13 protein-coding genes and 2 pseudogenes are annotated in these 17,111 nt (G+C 70.0%); 4 read left to right on the top strand and 11 right to left on the bottom strand.

What is annotated here, in order from left to right:
* Positions 1–231 (top strand): annotated as a pseudogene (locus AQJ64_RS41910) (hypothetical protein); the annotation flags it as partial.
* 195 nt (positions 232–426) lie between these two features.
* On the opposite strand, the gene AQJ64_RS51535 reads toward AQJ64_RS41910, so the two are convergent.
* From AQJ64_RS51535 to AQJ64_RS41895, 5 genes and pseudogenes are all read right to left on the bottom strand, one after another.
* A complete protein-coding gene (locus AQJ64_RS51535) occupies positions 427–606 on the bottom strand; it encodes a DUF6087 family protein (RefSeq protein WP_244902728.1) in 180 nt (59 codons plus the stop codon).
* Between the two features lie 311 nt (positions 607–917).
* Positions 918–1,823, bottom strand: a pseudogene (locus AQJ64_RS52585) (NsdA family TPR-like regulatory protein); the annotation flags it as partial.
* Positions 1,824–1,871: 48 nt separating this feature from the next.
* Positions 1,872–2,147: a hypothetical protein gene (locus AQJ64_RS51520; RefSeq protein ID WP_240512727.1), complete on the bottom strand. Its 276-nt coding sequence runs from the start codon at positions 2,145–2,147 to the stop codon at positions 1,872–1,874.
* Positions 2,148–2,190: 43 nt separating this feature from the next.
* Entirely contained in the window at positions 2,191–2,406 is a 216-nt protein-coding gene (locus AQJ64_RS49430; RefSeq protein ID WP_157881010.1) for a hypothetical protein, read from the bottom strand.
* Positions 2,407–2,498: 92 nt separating this feature from the next.
* Entirely contained in the window at positions 2,499–3,014 is a 516-nt protein-coding gene (locus AQJ64_RS41895) for an RICIN domain-containing protein (RefSeq protein WP_055635669.1), read from the bottom strand.
* A 206-nt stretch (positions 3,015–3,220) separates the two neighbouring features.
* Between AQJ64_RS41895 and AQJ64_RS41890 the strand changes: the two genes are divergently transcribed.
* The 3 genes from AQJ64_RS41890 to AQJ64_RS51510 all read left to right on the top strand — a co-directional run bounded on the left by AQJ64_RS41890 (position 3,221) and on the right by AQJ64_RS51510 (position 7,364).
* Positions 3,221–6,022: an AfsR/SARP family transcriptional regulator gene (locus tag AQJ64_RS41890; RefSeq protein ID WP_240512726.1), complete on the top strand. Its 2,802-nt coding sequence runs from the start codon at positions 3,221–3,223 to the stop codon at positions 6,020–6,022.
* Between the two features lie 359 nt (positions 6,023–6,381).
* The gene (locus AQJ64_RS51515; protein ID WP_240512725.1) at positions 6,382–7,092 is read left to right on the top strand and encodes a transposase; all 711 of its coding nucleotides are present in this window, start codon (positions 6,382–6,384) and stop codon (positions 7,090–7,092) included.
* A gap of 29 nt (positions 7,093–7,121) precedes the next feature.
* On the top strand, positions 7,122–7,364 hold the full coding sequence (locus tag AQJ64_RS51510) for a transposase (RefSeq protein WP_240512724.1): 243 nt from the start codon (positions 7,122–7,124) through the stop codon (positions 7,362–7,364).
* Between the two features lie 237 nt (positions 7,365–7,601).
* On the opposite strand, the gene AQJ64_RS41880 is transcribed toward AQJ64_RS51510, so the two are convergent.
* The 6 genes from AQJ64_RS41880 to AQJ64_RS41850 all read right to left on the bottom strand — a co-directional run bounded on the left by AQJ64_RS41880 (position 7,602) and on the right by AQJ64_RS41850 (position 17,082).
* Positions 7,602–10,622, bottom strand: a complete 3,021-nt coding sequence (locus AQJ64_RS41880) for a non-ribosomal peptide synthetase (protein ID WP_063788771.1) — start codon at positions 10,620–10,622, stop codon at positions 7,602–7,604.
* Between the two features lie 1,013 nt (positions 10,623–11,635).
* A complete protein-coding gene (locus AQJ64_RS41870; protein ID WP_206189769.1) occupies positions 11,636–12,553 on the bottom strand; it encodes an AraC-like ligand-binding domain-containing protein in 918 nt (305 codons plus the stop codon).
* Positions 12,554–12,862: 309 nt separating this feature from the next.
* Positions 12,863–13,636 (bottom strand): CbtA family protein, encoded by a 774-nt coding sequence (locus AQJ64_RS41865; protein ID WP_055635665.1) that lies wholly within the window; start codon positions 13,634–13,636, stop codon positions 12,863–12,865.
* Positions 13,637–13,658: 22 nt separating this feature from the next.
* Positions 13,659–13,880: a CbtB domain-containing protein gene (locus AQJ64_RS41860; protein ID WP_055635664.1), complete on the bottom strand. Its 222-nt coding sequence runs from the start codon at positions 13,878–13,880 to the stop codon at positions 13,659–13,661.
* A 90-nt stretch (positions 13,881–13,970) separates the two neighbouring features.
* Entirely contained in the window at positions 13,971–15,260 is a 1,290-nt protein-coding gene (locus tag AQJ64_RS41855) for a phenylacetaldoxime dehydratase family protein (RefSeq protein ID WP_063788770.1), read from the bottom strand.
* 103 nt (positions 15,261–15,363) lie between these two features.
* Positions 15,364–17,082, bottom strand: coding sequence for an AMP-binding protein (locus tag AQJ64_RS41850; protein WP_079062265.1), 1,719 nt, complete (start codon positions 17,080–17,082; stop codon positions 15,364–15,366).
* Positions 17,083–17,111 lie beyond the last annotated feature (29 nt).

Below are 17,111 nucleotides of genomic sequence, written 5' to 3'. Positions count from 1 at the left end.
CTGGCCTGGGCCAAGGTGGGACTGTGGCCCGCGGAGACGGAGGCATGGATCCGTGCCGTCGGTGTGGACGGTGCCGCCATCGCCCGGGACTGCCGCACGGCGGGCATCGCCCTGTCCGCGATGAACGTCCTGCTGGACGGCATGCGCGTCAAGCACCGACTGCGGGGCGGCGAGCCCGCCTTCGCCGTGCTGGCCCGCGCCGCGAGCAGCGGGCGCTGTCTGTCCGAGTGATCCCGCCCGCCGCAGCAGAAGGGCGTACGGCGTGTCCCCGCGCCTGTTCCGCCCCAGAATGCGTACCCGGACGTTGCTGTCCGGGTCGATCAGGCAGATCAGGTCCCCCCCTCGCCCTCATCCATGCGCCCTGCCGAACCCCGACGTTCCCGATCATCATGCACGAGTCGCGAACTGGCCCCGGTCGGCATGTCGTCAGGAGTTCTCAGTGCCCGGGTCGCTGCCGTTCGACCATGCCTGTGCGGCGGCGAGGTTGTCGGCGGTTCCGGCGGGGACGTAGGCAAAGCCGTCCCACTCCTCCAGGGCCCGCGGTTCGTCGGGGCGGAGGTGGCCGCCGCCGCCGTGCAGCGGGCGGTGACGGCGGTAGACGTCCATGGGTGCCCGGCGCCGTCGGTTGTACGCGGCGAGCGGGTCGCCGTCGTCGATGCGCGGGACGGCGCGGGACGGCTGGTTCGGTGGCCCGGGTCGGCTGTGCTTGCCCACGGGCGTGATGGTCTCAGGCGGCGACCGCGGTCGGGCGGGAGGCCGCAAGATCCGCCGCGCGGGCACGCATCTCGTCCACGGCGGCGGTCTTGTGCGGGCGGGCCGCGTCCAGCAGCGTGTTGAGGCGGGAGGCGGGAGGCGGGAGGCGGGAGGCGGGAGGCGGGAGGCGGGAGGCGGGAGGCGACGAGCGTGGAGTCGATGCGGGCGGCGTCGTCGAGCGCTTGGTGGGCCGCGGTGGCGCCTCGCTCCGCCTCGCCTTCGTCGAAGAGCGCGGCAGCGAGGCCGATGCGGTCCATGACCTTCACGCGGTCGAACCCGGGCTTCCTGAGCTTGAGGGCGTCTTCGAAGTGGACGCTGGCGGTCTGGCGGCCCGGGGCGGTTTCGGCGAGGTCGCGGGCGGAGACCGCGCGGGCGCCGGCGTGCTCGGCGGCGTCGAAGTAGCCCACCCATGCGGGGACGTCGTCGCCGAGCCCGTCCGCCAGGAGCTCGTCCGCCCGGGACAGGTACGTCTCGGCCTGGCGCTTGTCGCCGAGGGCGGCGTGGACCCGCCCGGTCTGTGAGGCCACCAGTGCCCGGGTCGAGGTCAGGGTGGCCTTCCTGGCGGCGACGCCGAGGAGGCCGAGGGCGTCGGCCGGGTGCCCGAGATAGATCATCTGGTGCGACATGCGGGTGACGATCTCCACGCCGCGATCCGGCTGCTCGGCCTCTCCGGCGGCATACGTGCCGTAGCTCCAGTACCGCTGGGCCTGCGGGTAGCGGCCGCAGTCGTGACTGACCCATCCGGCCAGCGCCGCGAGGTCGGCGGTCGCCGCGAAGACCCGGACCTTCAGGGACGGCGGGACACCGTCCTGGATGCGGCGGGCGACCTCGCCGAGCTGGGCGACGATCGCCGAGCGGTACAGGCCGCCGCCCTGGGAGGCGTCGGCCCGGGTGAAGAAGGCGGTCACCTCCTCCAGTGCCGTGACGGTGTCCGCGTCGAAGCCCTGGCATCGCGGTTCAGCGCTCGGGCGGTGCCCCCGAGCATCCGTTCGGCGGCGAGGATCAGCGGGGTGCCGAGGGCGAGCTTGAGGGTGTCGCGGCGGTTCATGAACAGGTCCATCTGTGTCCATCCGGCCAGGGCGTGGGCGGCTGCCTCGGTCAGCAGCGGGAGCTGGATGCTATCCAGTAGGACCGGTGGCCGTCAGGCCGAGATCACCGGGCGTGAGCGGCTGGCCGACCGCCTGGGAGAGCACGTCGGCGAGCAGTGCCGGGACCGGCGGACGGGGTCTTTCCCCATCGATCCAGCGCCTTACGCGGGTCGTGTCCGGGGCGATCTGCTTGTGGCCTCGGGCTTTGCGGATCAGCGCGCCGGCCTCCAGCCGGCGGTAGGCGCGGGTGACCGCGCCCGGAGCCGGCTCGAGGCCGGTGGCCGGTGGCCGGTGGCCGGCCGGCAAACGGTCGGAAGTAGCTCGCCGTCGGCCAGCCGTCCGGTGACGATCAGCGCGACGAGCGCGCGGATCTGCTCGTACGGCGGGACCTGGCTGATGGTGCCTGCGCTCCGGCGGCATGCGGAGTGACGCCGGACGATGCGGCGGCGTGCGTACGGACGGTCTCGGCGCCGGGGACGGCACTCGCGGCGCTGACGCCGCCGAAGAGCAGGACCGTGCTCGCCATGCTCACGGTGACGGTGCGGGCGGGTTTGAGGGTGTGCACGGTGTCTCCTTGTCCGAGATTCTCGGGTGGTCCGGACTTCCGAACGCGGGGCCGCTCCGTTCGGCGGCCGGTCAGGGGGCCCGGCAAAAGGGTCAGCCGATCAGCCAGGCCTGCGCCGAGTTGTCGCTTGTGCAGTGGTAGATCTGGATGGGGGCACCCGCGTCCCACGACCCGCCGGCCACGTCCAGGCACCGGCCGCCGATCGCGGAGACGAGCTGGGCCGGAAGGGCGTTGGGAATCGTGGGGGCGAAGTTCCACTTCTGGTTGCTGATGCTGCTGCAGGGCCAGGTGTCGACCGGTGTCCTGTCGGCGTTGGGGCCGTGTGCGTCCATGCAGCCGCTGGTGTTCCGGTTCACGAACTGGTAGTTCCCGCTGCCGAGCGAGACCTTCGACCATTGCTGGGCGGCACTGCCGTCGCAGGGTTCCTGCACGAGTTGCACGCCGGTGCTGGTGGGATCGGCGGGGTTCGGCTGGATGCACATATTGCTGCCGAAGTTCCGGATGGTGAGGAAGTCGGCAGCGTCGGCCGGAGCCGTTGTGGAGGCCAGGCCGGCCGCCGCCAGCGCGGCAGCGGCGACAGCGCCCGCGAGTGCGCGTCCGTGGTTCATCTTCTGTGTCCTCTCGGTGTCATTGTTCGTTCTGTCCAGTGGCAGGAGAGTCGCGCCGGTGCTCTGGCGCTTCGTCAACTGCCCCTGCACATCAATGTGTCCGGGCGGTCGTGGAGAATCCTTGGAGGTTTCTTGAATCACCCGCCCCAGCTCGGCAGGAACGGATCCCGACCTCAGGCGGGCGGAGTCTGCGGTGTCAGGAGGGCGTGGTCATCGTGACGGTGGAGTTCCGGGTACTTGGGAGTGTTGAGGCGAGCGTCGGCGGCCGGCCGGTCGCACTGGGCCATGCCCGGCAGCGAGCGGTGCTGGCGGCCCTGTTGGTAGACGTCAACCGTCTGGTGACGACCGACCAGCTCACGGAGCGGATCTGGGGCGGCCGCCCGCCACGGCAGGTCCGCTCCACCCTGCACAGCTATCTCTCCCGGCTCAGACAAGTCCTGACCGGCACCGGCGCGGCCACCATCACACGGGAACCGGGTGGCTACGTCCTCACCACCGCCGCGACGGCGACCGTGGACCTGCACTCCTTCCGCCGCCTCGTGACACAGGCCCGTGCGGCCGACGACGACACCGACGCCAGTGCCCTGTTCGACAGGGCCCTGCGGCTCTGGCGTGCCGCGCCCTTCACCACCTTGGACACCCCCTGGATCAACGACCTGCGCGCCACCTTGGAGCAGGAGCGGCTGTCGGCCCAACTCGACCTGGGCGACCTGCTCTTACGCCTGGGCCGGCATGCCGCGCTGCTGCCCGAACTGTCGGCCCGTGCCGAGGCGCATCCGCTCGACGAGCGGGTGGCAGGGCAGCTGATGCTCGCCCTGCACCGCTGCGGACGTCCCGCCGATGCCCTCGACCACTACCAGCGCACCCGGCGACGGCTGACCCAGGAACTCGGCGTCGGTCCCAGCCCGGCCCTGCAAGACATCCAGGCCGCCGTACTACGCCGGGACACCGACTCTGTCCGGCCACCCGAACCACCCACGGATCCGATCGGGATCCCGGCCCAGCTGCCGCCGGGACTGACGTCCTTCACCGGCCGTGGTGAGGAACTCGCCTGGCTCGACAGCCTCCTGCCCGACACCGCCGAGGCCGATCCCGTACCACCGGCCGCGGTTGTCGTCTCGGCCGTGTCGGGCACCGCCGGAGTGGGCAAGACCGCACTCGCCGTGCACTGGGCCCACCGGGTACGCAAGGTATTTCCCGACGGACAGCTTTACATCAACCTGCGGGGCTTCGACCCGGGCGGCTCGGTGGTGAGCCCCGCCGAGGCGGTACGAGCGTTCCTGGACGCCCTCGGGGTGCCCCCCACCCGCATACCCGACGGTCTACAGGCCCAGACCGGCCTGTACCGGAGCCTGCTGGCCGACCGGCGGGTGCTCGTCCTGCTCGACAACGCCCTGGACGCGGGACAGGTGCGCCCGCTCCTGCCCGGCATGCCCGGCTCCCTGGCACTGGTCACCAGCCGTAACCGGCTCACCTCCCTGGCCGCCACGGAAGGTGCCCGCCTGCTCCCCGTGGACTTGCTCGCCCCCGCCGACGCCCGGCACCTCCTGGCCGGACGGCTGGGCGCCCGACGGGTGGCGGCCGAACCCGCCGCCGCAGACGAGATCATCGCCCGGTGCGCGGGGCTGCCACTGGCCCTGTCCATCGTGGCCGCCCGTGCCGAGGCCCTCCCCGGGACCTCGCTCGCCGCCCTCGCCACGGAGCTGGAGGAGGCCGACGGCCGGCTGGACGCCCTGGACGCCGGCGATCCCACCGCCCAGGTGCGCGCGGTGTTCTCCTGGTCGTACCGGCTGCTGAGCGCCGACGCCGCACACCTCTTCCGGCTGCTGGGGCTCCACCCCGGGCCCGAGGTCGGTCTCCGGGCCGCGGCCGCTCTGGCCGACGTGCCGGCGGCGCGTGCCCGGACCCTGCTGGCGGAGCTGACCGGAGGTCACCTCCTCACCGAACACACCGCGGGCCGCTACGCCTTCCACGACCTGCTCCGGTCGTACGCGGCGGAGCTGGTCGCCGCGCACGACAGTGAGGAGTCCCGGCATACGGCCGTCCACCGGATCCTCGACCACTACCTGCACACCGCTCACGCCGCCGACGCGCTGCTGACCCGCAGACGGGACCCGATCACCCTGTCGCCCGCCGTGCGGGGCGCCGCCCCCGAGGCACTCACCGACCATCAGCGGGCGCTCGCCTGGTTCACCGCCGAGCATCCCGTCCTCCTCGCGGTCATCGAGTGGATCCCGACTGCCTTCGCCGCGCACGCCTGGCAGCTTGCCTCGGCCCTCAACACCTTCCTCGACCGCCAGGGACGCTGGCCCGCCCTGGCAGCCGCCCACACCACGGCCCTGGACCTCGCCCGGCGTCGCGACGACAGGACCGGGCTGGCCAATGCCCACCGCGGTCTCGGGCTCGCCGAGGACCGGCAGGGCCACGCCGAGGAGGCCCGCGCCCACTACGCGCTAGCCCTGGACCTGTTCGGCGAACTCGGCAACGACGCCGGTCAGGCCCGCATCCATCAGAACCTCGGCCGGATGTCCTCGGCCCGGGGCGACTACCGGGAAGCGCTCGCCCACGCCCACCGGACGCTGGAGCACTACCACGCCGCCGACGACCGGGGCGGCCAGGCCATCGCTCTCAACCACCTCGGCTGGTACCACACCAAACTAGGAGACCACCGGCAGGCTCTCCCGTACTGCCGACAGGCCCTCGCGCTGATCCAGGAGCTCGGCGACCCCAACGGCGAGGCCCATACCTGGGACAGTCTCGGTTACATCCACCGTCACCTCGGCCAGTACGGGCAGGCCGTCGACTGCTACCGGCACGCTCTCGAACTGTTCCGTGTGACCGGCGACCGCCACAGCGAGGCCATCGGCTTCGCGTACCTGGGCGACACCCACCAAGCGGCCGGCGACCCCACCGCCGCCCGCGACGCCTGGACCCGGGCACTGAACCTCTTCGAGGAACTCGGCCACCCGGACGCGGGCCCGCTGCGCGCCAAGCTGAACCGGGAGTAGAACTCTTCCGGCCACGGCACTGGTCAGGCACGGAAGACCTGCGGCACGTCATCAGCGGACCGGACCGGTCTTACCCTTCTCTGAGCGGGACGTGGCCGGTCTCAGCTTGACTCTGTCGGGGATCTTGGAGTTTCGTGGTGCGGCAGCATGGCCAACGGGCATGCTCGAGGAGTTCCGTTGACCGATGTAGCTGTCGAGGTGCCCGTTGTCCCTCCGCCCGCGTTCCGGTGAGCAGGTTCCGCCTCTGACTGCGCAGGTCGCGCGGGCGAGCAACCCGGGCGGCATGACGGCGATATGGGTGCGGGTACTCGCGGGACGGGCGTCCAGGTCTCTCGCCTGCTCAACTGGCCACCGTCTGTGTGCTGCAGTTCCTGCTGGGTCTGTCGGACCGGCAGGCCGCCGAGGCGGTTCGCTGCCGCATCGACTTCAAGTACGCGATGGCCATGGAACTGGACGATCCCGGGTTCCATCACAGCGTGCTGGCCGACTTCCGTGACCGTCTCGCCGAGGGGGATCGTGCTGACCGCCTCCTCGACCTCGAGCTGGCCCGTCTCAAGGAGGCCGGACTGGTGCGCGAGCGCACCACACAGCGCACCGACTCCACCCATGTCCTGGCCGCGGTACGTGACCTGACCCGCCTGGAGCTGATCACCGAGGCGGGCCGCGCCGCACTGGAAGAAGTCGCCGGTACCTTCCCTCACCTGTTGGACGACTTGGTCGATGAGGACTGGGGGCGCCGCTACGGCCGACCGGTCCGCCTGGGCAAGAACCCCACCAAGCCCAAGACCAGAATCCTCGCCACCGGAAACGACGCCGTCCGGCTCCTGGAACACCTCTACCGGAACGGGACAGACCGGACATCCGGTCCCCGCATCCAGGCCCTGCGCCAGATCATGGTGCGGAACTACCACCGTGACGCCGCAGGACACCTGCGCCGGCGCACCGCCGAAACGGAAGGCGCGCCCGGACTGCCACCCTCGTCCCGGCAATCGTCTCTCCCTACGACACCTCGGCCCGCTACGCACGGCACGGACACATCATCAGCTGGAAGGGGTTTGCCGCTCACCTGACCGAGACCTGTGCTCCCGACGGCCCCAACGTGATCACGGACGTGGCCACCACCGCGGCCACCACCCACGACAGTCAGGTCTTGCCCGGCATCCACACCCGCCTGGCGCGTCGCGGATTCCTGCCCGCCGAGCACCTGGTCGACGCCGGCTACACCTCCCTGCCCCACCTGGAACAAGCCACCCGTGAACACCAGGTCACCGTCTCCGGGCCCCTCCGGAGCAACCCCACCCGCCAACACCGCCGCAACGAGGGCTTCGCCCGGGACGACTAGCATCGGCATCCCCCCGGAAGGCCCCGGCTGGAGCGGAAACCTCGAATCCGAATGATCGCTACGCGACAGGACGCCCGCGCACGGGGCCTGGTACGCCCCGCTCGCCATCGCCGTGCACCTGGCCTTTCGGCCGCCACGCCATCCTCGGCGTCGGCGCCATCCTCGGCGCCGGCGTCGGCGCCCGTACCGCCGTCTACGTCGTTCTCCGGCCCGCGTCCGGCGGGAGGACGGCGATCCTCAACCGACCGCACCCGCAGTGCGGGCGAGCTGGGCCACGCGTGACAGGGTCGGCTTGTCGATGATCGTGAGCAGGTTCGCCATGAACTCTTCCTCCCCGCCCCGGGCCAGCAGATCATGGCTGACCCCGGCAAGCATGGAGAGAAGCGCCAGGGAGTCCCCGCCCAGCCGGTGGAAGTCGGCCTCCTCGTCCAGTCGCTCCGGGGGGATGGCGAGGACCCGGGACCAGACCTCGGCCACTGCCCGGGTGACCGGGTCGGCGGTCGCGGATGCCGTACGCGCCACCATGGCGGAGGCCGTCGAGCTGTCGTCGGCGGCGAAAGGATCGGGCAGAGCCCGCGCGTCCACCTTGCCGCTGACGGTGTAGGCCAGTTCGGAGACTGTGACGAACGCCGCCGGAACCATGTAGGGCGGCAGCAGCGCAGCCGTGTGCTCCTCCAGTTCCTTCGGGGTGACCTCCGCTGTGGGGATGACGTAGGCACAGAGCGTCTTGCCCGTACCACCGGGCCGCGTCCTGGCCACCACCACGGCGCGCTCCACCGAGGGGTGCCGCTCCAGCGCTCGCGCCACCTCGGCGGGCTCGACCCGGTTGCCGCGCACCTTGACCTGGTCGTCGTTACGGCCGACGTAGGCGAGGTGCCCCGAGGGCAGGACGGTGGCCAGGTCCCCGGTCCGGTACACCCGGGTGCCGTCGGCCAGCCGGACGAACCGCTCGGCGTCCAGGTCGGGGCGGCCCAGGTAGCCGCGTGCCAGCTGAACGCCACCCAGGTACATCTCCCCCGTCTCGCCGGGCGCGACGAAGCGATGCCGCTCATCCAGCAGGTACACCGCGGAGTTGTAGCCGGGAAGCCCGATCGGCACCGCGTGAGCGCCGCCGTCGCTCGCCTCGTCGAAGACGTGGGCGGTACACCCGACGGTGACCTCGGTCGGACCGTACTGGTTGACGATCCGGCACTTCTCCCCGAACATCCGCTGCGCCCGCGCGGCCACCTCCACCCGGAGCTGCTCACCGGTGATGATCACACCGGTGTAGCCGGTGGGCCGGAGGTCCAGTTGCCCGATCAGGTCGAGATGGGAAGGGGTGAGGTTGAGCATGGTGGCGCCGGACCGTTCCAGCAGTCCGCGCAGCGTCAGGTGGTTGATGCGGCCGGGCACCAGCACGATCGCCCCGCCCACCATGCCCGGCCCGAAGACCGATGTCATGGAGACGTCGAAGGACAGCGAGGTCATCAGGGAGAGCCTGGTCTCCGTGCCGATCCGGAACATGTCCAGGGCCCAGTGCAGGTAATTCAGCAGGTTCCCGTGCTCGATGAGCACACCCTTGGGCCGGCCGGTCGAGCCGGAGGTGTAGATCACATACGCCAGATCGTCCGAGCGTGGCCGGACGTCGGGGAACTCGGCCTGGCCGGGCTTCGCTCGTGACAGGTCGTCGAGCGGCAGCGGTACGCAGCCGGACGAGAAGAGGTCCCGTCCCTCGTGGCCCTGTTGGACCAGGCAGTGGCGCACGCCCGCATCGGCCAGCACGTCGGCGAGCCGGTGGTCCGGGTGCAGCGGGTCCAGGGGAAGGAAGGCCGCCCCGGCCCGGACGACTCCCCAGATACCCGCGATGGCCGCCACCGTGCGGTCGGCGAGCAGCCCCACCACGCAGCCCCGGCCGACACCGAGGCGGTGCAGTTCGTGGGCGACGGCGTCGGCACGGTCACTGATCTCGCGGTAGGTGACATCACCCTCGGGACCGGTGAGCGCCACCTGGTCCGGCGCCCGCCGCACCTGAGCGCGGATCAGCTCCATCAGGCTCTCACCACGCACCGCGCGTTCGGTCAGATTGCCGTCCCAACGACGGTTCCTGGACGGCGACAGCGCCTCCTCCACCGTGTCGAGCAGATCCTCCGCGCGCTGCGCCACGCCGGGTCCGTCCAGCCAGGAAACCGTGACCTCGGTGTGGTCGCCGGAATCCATGAGGTCGACGGCCGGAGGGGCGCCGGGTCCGGTGCCCCCCAGGGTGTACATCGCGGTGGCCCGGAAGCCGTCGGCGGAGAAGTCGGCCAGGTCGAAGGTGCCGAGGTGGGTGACGAAGGCCAGCCCCGAGTAGCGGTCCGAGCGGGCGGCCGCACGGGCGACGGCCTTCGACAGCAGCCGTATGGCCGTCCTCGGAACGCGCATCATGTCCGGCTCGGTGCGCAGGGCGACCTCTTCGCCCTCGGCGAGCGCCGCGAGCAGCTTCCGGTGGATCTGCTCCCAGTCCTCGCCGCCCTCGACGTCGAGGACCAACGCCTGCGACAGCCACGCCGTGGACCGGATGTCCGGGTCGTGACGGCGCAGGTCGACCGGGACGAAGAAGCTCCCTCTCCCTCCTGGCCCGTAGGCGGCCGCGAGCGCGGCGGCGACCTTGGCGGTGGCCGCCGGGTGGGTCCCGTTGACCGTCCTGTTGCGCCACATCACCTTCCGGCTGCTCCCGGGCACGCGGCCCAGCGGGGACGGCCACTTCAGGGCGCCCGCACCGCGCGGGATCGGGGGCAGCCCCTGGGGATACAGCGCCTCGAGGAACTCCGTGCTGTTGAGGGCCGACGACGCGCCCACGGGCTCCTGCCCGCGCAGGACACGGAAGACATCCGCGGCCCACAGGGCCAGGCCCCGGGCGTCGGTCACCTCGTGTCGGCCCCTGAGGACGACGGAGGCCGGGTCGCCGGGGTACAGCAGCACTTCCAGGGGCGTGCCCGGACGGCTGCCACGGGCATGGAGTGCCTGGCAGTCCAGGCGGCGCCGGTCCAGCGGGCGGTCCATGACCCGCACGGCCGGGCTGACCCCGCTGTCCACCCACATCTTGCCCCGCCGAACCAGCCGTGTACCGGGTGAGGCCTCGGAAGCGAGACCGACGGCCCTGATGACGTCATCTGGTGAAAGGCCACCCTCGCCCTCGATCACATACTGGATGTCCTGTGGCATGGGCAGACCAAGATAGGTCCACTCGGCAGGAGTCATGGCACGGTGGTAGGTACGGCCGACTGCTGTGTTCTTCATTCGATCTCCAGGCGGGCGTGCGCATGCCACACCGGCAGGCGCCTCATCATGCGGGGCAGATTGCTAGGGGAATCTCCAGCGCTGCCCGAAAGAGGTCAAGAAGTGGTATCGCATCACCCATGAACCGGTATGGCCGGTGTGGCTGCGGCGGAAAATCCGCGCCCCTGAGAGCCGTGCGGGGCTCGACTGCGGCGCAATGCCGGCTGTCGGGCTGCGGGTGCCGGTTTACCGAAGCAGACCTCCCGGCCCGCACAGGAGTGCGCCACCATGGGGCGCCCGTCGGCGGCCGGGTGTGAAGCCCGGCGGGGGACTGTAAGACGTTCGGTGCAACTCCCGATCATGGAAGATGCATCCACGACCAGTGAGAACGTGGCCGAGCAGGAGGCTGCCGAGTCGGCAGCGGCCATGCCGGCTAAGGCCGTGGACGACCAGCTGATCGACGAGTTGGTGCACCGCGCCCAGGCCGAGGGCCTGCAACCGACCGGCCAGGGCGGGCTGCTGCAGCAACCGACCAGGCGGCCGCTGGAGTCCGCTCTCCTTCGAGGGCCGCCTATCGGCGGCCCGTCAGTAACCCCAACTACCCCCAGTTACACCACTCGTTTGACAGTCCCTCGCTGTGCTGCTCACGTTGCGCGAGTGCGTCATCGACGTTGAGGTGGCCGACGCCGGATCGGCTCGCGACCACCACGCCACGGCCTCGGGCGACGACGAGCACGGCCGAGGGCTGGAGATCGCCGCGGCCCTCGCCGACGACTGGCAGACGTACCGGTACCCCTCCGGGTGGCGTACCCGTGTACAGATCCGTGTCGCCCCAGCACCGGTTACACACCGTGCTCGTCCCGAGGACAACGTGGACCGGATGCCACGGACGAGCCAGGCACGCTGTGCGGAGGTCGCATAGGGACCGCGTGGCGCGTCTTCTCTCAAGAAGTTCCGGGAAGCGGGCGGACGCGCTCCGGTCCGCCGCGGCCTCCCGGAACGTCTGCATGGCCTGGGGCCATGCGGCACGCAGGTCAGCGGCGTTGTTCGCGGTAGCGGCTGGGGGTGGTTCCGTAGGCGGAGGTGAAGGTTCGGCTGAAGACGGCCGGGTTGGTGAATCCGTAGCGGGCCGCGATGGCGGTCAGCGAGTAGTGGGCGTTGCCGGGCGAGAGCAGCGCCTGTCGGCAGGATTCCAGGCGGCGGGCTCTGATCGCGGTGGCCACCGTGGTGTCGAAACGGGCGAAGACCCGGTGGAGGGTGCGGGTGGAGATGAAGAAAGCGTTCGCGATCTGCTGGGGTGACAGGCTCGGATCGTCGATGTGAGCGTTGATGTGGTGCAGGACAGCGGTGTAGAGCTGACGTGCCTGGGCATCGGGGTCGTCCGGCTCGACCTCCTCGAGCGCGGCTGTGATCGCCAGCTCGGCGATTTCGTCGGCGAGCCTGATCGCGCCTGCGGAGGACACCTGACAGCCAGGGTCCAGCACGCTCGACAGGACCGGTGACAGCAGACGTCCCAGCGCCGAGTCCGCGCGCACCGCCGTCGCGGTCAGCTGCTGCGATCCCGACTCCGCCAGTGGAATGGACGCGCGTGGCCAGGTGTACACGCGCAGCTTCCAGTCAGGGCTCAGATTCCAGGTGAACGGCCGGGAGGTTTCGTAAATGGCGAAATCGCCCGGCCGCAGCGTGCAGGTCCGCCCGTCCTGAGAGAGAAGGCCCTCGCCCGCGACCGGCATGCCGATCTGCAGAAGGTCACGGGGTTGGCGGGCGGCCAGGCGCGGGGTGCGCTCGAAGGACTGCGAGGTGGCGGCGACATCTGCGGCCATCAGGTGCGCCAGCTGCCGGCTTCGCACCGACCCGGAGAACCGGGCGGGGTCGGCGGGCGTGATGTCGAGCGCGACGAAGGTGTCGCGGATCATCTCGATCCAGGCATCGACCGCGGTGGTCTGAACCACTGCAAAGGGGTCGGCGAGAACATCAGGCCGAGCGGCGGGTGCAGGTGGCGACGACATGAACGGCCCCTCCTCACGGAGTGAACTCTCACCCCCATTAAACCGACTATGGCATGTAATGCGGCCGTATGATACGCGGCCGCAGTCCGGAAAGGGAGGTACGGGCGCAGCGCTTGCAGTCCCGTGTGGGGGGCAGCGCACGCGCGGCCCCCCACACGGGCAGGCTGGCGGTGCCGCGGCTGCAGCCATGCGATCGGGTGTTTCGTCCAGGCAGTGAGGCAGGGGCTGCGCGGGCCCTCTCGCATGGCCGTGTCATGGCCGGCTGGGGGCCGCCACCGCCGAAGTCGCCACCGCTGCCGCAGCCGAGAGCGGCCTGGGGTTCAGCAGACGTTCCGCCAGCTCGCCGAAGACGAGTCCGAAGCCTCCCCACAGAGTGGCCTGGATGGCGAGAGCCGACAGCCGGAACCGCCACAGCACGGTCGCGGGGAAGCCGGATGGCACCTCGTTGACGGCGGGCAGGAAAGCGAACGCCAGGCCGATCGCCAGCGCGAAGGCGACCACCGCGGTGACGGTGGCGTACCAGGCGCCCAGCTTGGGGGCGAGTCGCTTGCCGAGGAGGGTGGCGGCCACGGCGAGGAGGACGCTGAGCACGATCATCAGGAAGTACAGGGTCGTCCGCTTGCCGATGGTGTCGGGGTTGCCGACGGCGGGCGGGTTGGCCGGGTACTTCAGGAAGGGCACGACGTAGACCGCGGCCAGGGCGCAAGCGGACAGCAGCAGCGCGGCGGCTCGCGGAGCAAAGCGGCCGACCCGGCCGAGCAGGAAGCAGTAGGCGAGGGCGGCGATACCGCCGAAGGCGATCCCGTAGATCAGGACACCGGTGGCCAGGCCGGCGGTGGACTGGAGGCTGCGGGAGACCAGTTCGACCTCGTGCTCGTGCGCGGATGCGTGGGTCTCCTCGAAGCCGATCGCCTTGTCGACGTACGGCTCACCGAGGAAGTAGGCCACGACCAGGGCGAGCACGCCGGCCGTGAGGCCGGCGAGCATGCCGCGTACCAGTAGGTTTCTCACTGTTGCGGAGTTCATGAGCGTGTCGGTGTCCTTTGCATCAGTGGCAGGGGAAACCGAGGAGGTGGCGGGAGTCGTGCACCCACTCGTGGACTCCCTCTCCGCTCATCACGGAGGTGGCACCCTGCTCGGCGCCGACGAAGTACAGCAGGATCAGCATCAGGACGCCGAAGAGGACCGCCCATGGGGCGATCACGCCGATCGGCAGCTTGGCGGGAAGTTCGGGAGCGGTGACTGTCGGCTGCGCGATGTGCTGTGCCATGGCAGGGCCTCCTTGGGGGTTCGCGTTCCATCTGGGTGGTGCACTTGCGGATGATGTTCGACAGCGGCGATGCGGTCGGCGCCGAAAGCCCTACCGCATGCCGAGGGTGTAGGTCGTCCCAGGTGAGACCCGGCCCGGTGGATGGTGAGGGCGAGGCTGAGGCCGAATATCCGGGCGTCGACCTTGGAGTGATGCAGCACGGCGAGTACCGGGATCCTGAAACGACCATGTGCTTGACCATGAGCAACTCGCCCATGTCTGCTCCGCCTTGTCGCTCCTCGTTACCGCCTGAGGCGGTCGTTCGCCCCCAGCGGGGATCACCGCGTCGCGCATCACTCCGGTGCGCGGGTGGCAGTTGATGTACTCGAACGTCTGGTCCTTGCCGTCGGAGACCGAGACTTCTCGATAAAACCGCAGGTTCTCCAGGCTCGTGACGGCACGGAGGAACATGACGAACAACGGCAGACGGGCTGGGTGGGACTCCGCCCACCGCTTGAGTGCGTCCAGCGACCGCCAGTGGCCGATGTTGTAGCTCCCGTCGAGCTCGTTGCCGTCGATGTCGATGTCGATGTCGATGTCGATGCTGCGCACGAAACGGTTGCTGTAGCAGCCGGCCCTCCCCCCGCTTTCCTGTAGGAAGACCATGCCGGCCTCCAGGGTCGGGAGAAATTCGTCGAAGGAGAGGGCGCGCTCGTCCTCGCCTGCCGCCATCCAGTCCTGGCCGGACCGGATGAGCGCGATGTTGTCGTGGCCGCGGACGATCACGCGGCCGCCCACGGCTGGGTCGCCAGACGCAATCTCGAGCACACCAAACGGCTCCAGGCGATCGGTCTGCGAGAGCGGGATGCGGTCACGCATCGAGCCCCAGTAGCCGTGCTCCTCGATCTCGTCACTGCACTGACCCATGACGCCGCCGATGCCCGGGAAGTCCTCGGTGAAGGCATACAAGGTCTCGAACTGCTCCACGCGCGGAGCCACGACCTCGCGGAAGTAGCCGAAATCCTCGGTGAGCCGCTCCTGCGACTCCCACCAGGCCCTGACGTCGTCGGAGCGCAGCCAGCGGCAGTACGCGGCCGGGTCGGCCCAGTACGCGACGGCCATCAGATTGTGATGGTCCTGGTTGTCCACGTGATCGGTCAGGTCGTGGCGCACCGGGCCATCAGCGAGGCCGAAGCTCTCGACGATGTGCCCCAGCGCGGCCAGAGCCTGCGGACGTTTGCCCTCCTCGGAGTACTGGACACCGAAGTAGGCCATCACGACCTGCTGCAACGCCTTGTCACCACGGGCGACGAACATCGGGAACGGCGGCGCGTAGTCGCCCGACACACGGCGCGACAGCGTCCGCGGACACTTCAGCCGACTGTCGATCGCAGATTCCACGAATCTTCCTTGCCGTTGTGCGTGCCGTGCCGAAAGCAGGAGGCAGCGGCGAGTTGAATGCTGAGATCAGGTGGATATCCACATCGTGGCCGCCACCCCACCGTCAGCGCTTCAGTTCGGGGAAGTCGTCGTCGCGGTACTCGCCCGCAGGGCGGCTTCCTTCGACCTCGTTCTCACGCCGGCGGAGTTCGACCCGGCGGATTTTCCCGGAGATGGTCTTCGGTAGTTCGCAGAACTCGATCCGCCGCACGCGCAGGAACGGCGCGAGGTGGTCGCGCGCGTACTGCAGGATCGACCGTGCGGTGTCGGCGTTGGGCTCGTGCCCCTCGACCAGAGCGATGTACGCCTTCGGTACCGCCAGGCGGAGCGCGTCCGGAGCCGGGACAACCGCGGCCTCCGCCACGGACGGGTGCTCGATGAGCACCGACTCGAGCTCGAACGGGCTGATCTTGTAGTCCGACGCCTTGAAGACATCGTCGGTACGGCCGACGTACGTGATGTAGCCGTCCTCGTCGCGCGACGCGACGTCACCCGTGTGATAGTAACCGCCTTCCATTGCAGCGGCGTTACGCTCGGGATCACCCTGGTAACCGGTCATCAGGGTGAACGGGGACTGTGAAAGGTCGAGGCAGATCTCGCCCTCCCCGACGCCCTCGACCTTGTTGCCCGTCGGATCGGTGAGCACCACGGGGACGCCCGGGAGGGGGCGGCCCATGGATCCCGACTTCAGCGGCTGGCCAGGGGTGTTGGCCACTGCGGCGGTCATCTCGGTCTGCCCGAAGCCATCGCGAATGGTGAGTCCCCACTGTCGCCGGACCTGGCTGATGACCTCCGGATTGAGCGGCTCACCAGCGGCGATCGCCTCACGCAGGCTGCCCGGTCCACCACTCAGATCCGCGTTGATCAGCATCCGCCAGACGGTGGGCGGCGCGCAGAAGGTCGTCACCCCCTCGGTCCGGATCTGCCCGAGAAGGGCTCGAGCGTCGAAGCGGGTGTAGTTGTAGACGAAGATCGTGGCCTCCGCCAGCCACGGCGCGAAGAAGTTCGACCACGCGTGCTTGGCCCAGCCCGGGCTTGAGATGTTCAGGTGGACGTCACCCGGCTGGAGGCCCAACCAGTACATCGTCGACAGATGCCCGACCGGGTACGACACGTGGGTGTGCTCGACAAGTTTCGGCCGACTTGTGGTGCCAGAGGTGAAATAGAGCAGCAGGCGGTCGCTGCTCGCGTTGCCCGGGTGGGGCACGGCTGCCCTGGCGGCGTCATCGGCGAGGCCGTGCGCGTCGGCATAGCGGAGCCATCCGGCCGGCACTTCCGCGTCCCCGACCGCGAGCTTGAGGTAGTCCCCCGGGACCTCGTCGAACTTCGATGCGTCGGCGGGGTTGCAGATGACGGCGCGGGCGTTGCCGCGGTCAAGGCGATCGATCAGCTCCGCGGGCCCGACGGCGGTGGTCGTCGGCATGATGACGGCGCCGAGCCGGAGGAGGCCGAGCATGCTCTCCCACAGTTCGACCTGGTTGCCGAGCATGACGACGACGCTGTCGCCGCGGCCGATGCCCTGGGCGGCGAGGTGGGCTGCGACCTTGTCGGAGCGCCGGGCCATGTCGCCGAAGGAGTACGAGGCGCGGGCTCCGTCTTCCTCGACGATCACCAGCGCGGGCTGGTTGTTGCCGCGCGCGTATGTGTCGAACCAGTCGTGGGCGAAGTTGAACGTCGGACCTACATCGGGCCAGGAAAACGAGGAGAGCGCGTCCTCGTACACGGCGCGCAGCTTGTGCAGTTGATCGCGTGCCGCGCGGAGCCTGGTGGTCGTCGTGCTCATCGTTGAGGCCTTCATCTCTAGCGGAAAGC

The sequence above is a fragment of the Streptomyces griseoruber genome, from assembly GCF_001514205.1.
Taxonomy (GTDB): Bacteria; Actinomycetota; Actinomycetes; order Streptomycetales; family Streptomycetaceae; genus Streptomyces; species Streptomyces griseoruber.
This window is presented reverse-complemented; position numbering and strand designations above follow the sequence as displayed.

Excerpts from the sequence above, each read along its gene's own strand:
- AQJ64_RS41895 (WP_055635669.1), bottom strand. The coding sequence starts at position 3,014 with ATGAACCACGGACGCGCACTCGCGGGCGCTGTCGCCGCTGCCGCGCTG.
- AQJ64_RS41880 (WP_063788771.1), bottom strand. The coding sequence starts at position 10,622 with ATGAAGAACACAGCAGTCGGCCGTACCTACCACCGTGCCATGACTCCT.
- AQJ64_RS41850 (WP_079062265.1), bottom strand. The coding sequence starts at position 17,082 with ATGAGCACGACGACCACCAGGCTCCGCGCGGCACGCGATCAACTGCAC.
- AQJ64_RS41865 (WP_055635665.1), bottom strand. The coding sequence starts at position 13,636 with ATGAACTCCGCAACAGTGAGAAACCTACTGGTACGCGGCATGCTCGCC.
- AQJ64_RS41860 (WP_055635664.1), bottom strand. The coding sequence starts at position 13,880 with ATGGCACAGCACATCGCGCAGCCGACAGTCACCGCTCCCGAACTTCCC.
- AQJ64_RS51535 (WP_244902728.1), bottom strand. The coding sequence starts at position 606 with ATGGACGTCTACCGCCGTCACCGCCCGCTGCACGGCGGCGGCGGCCAC.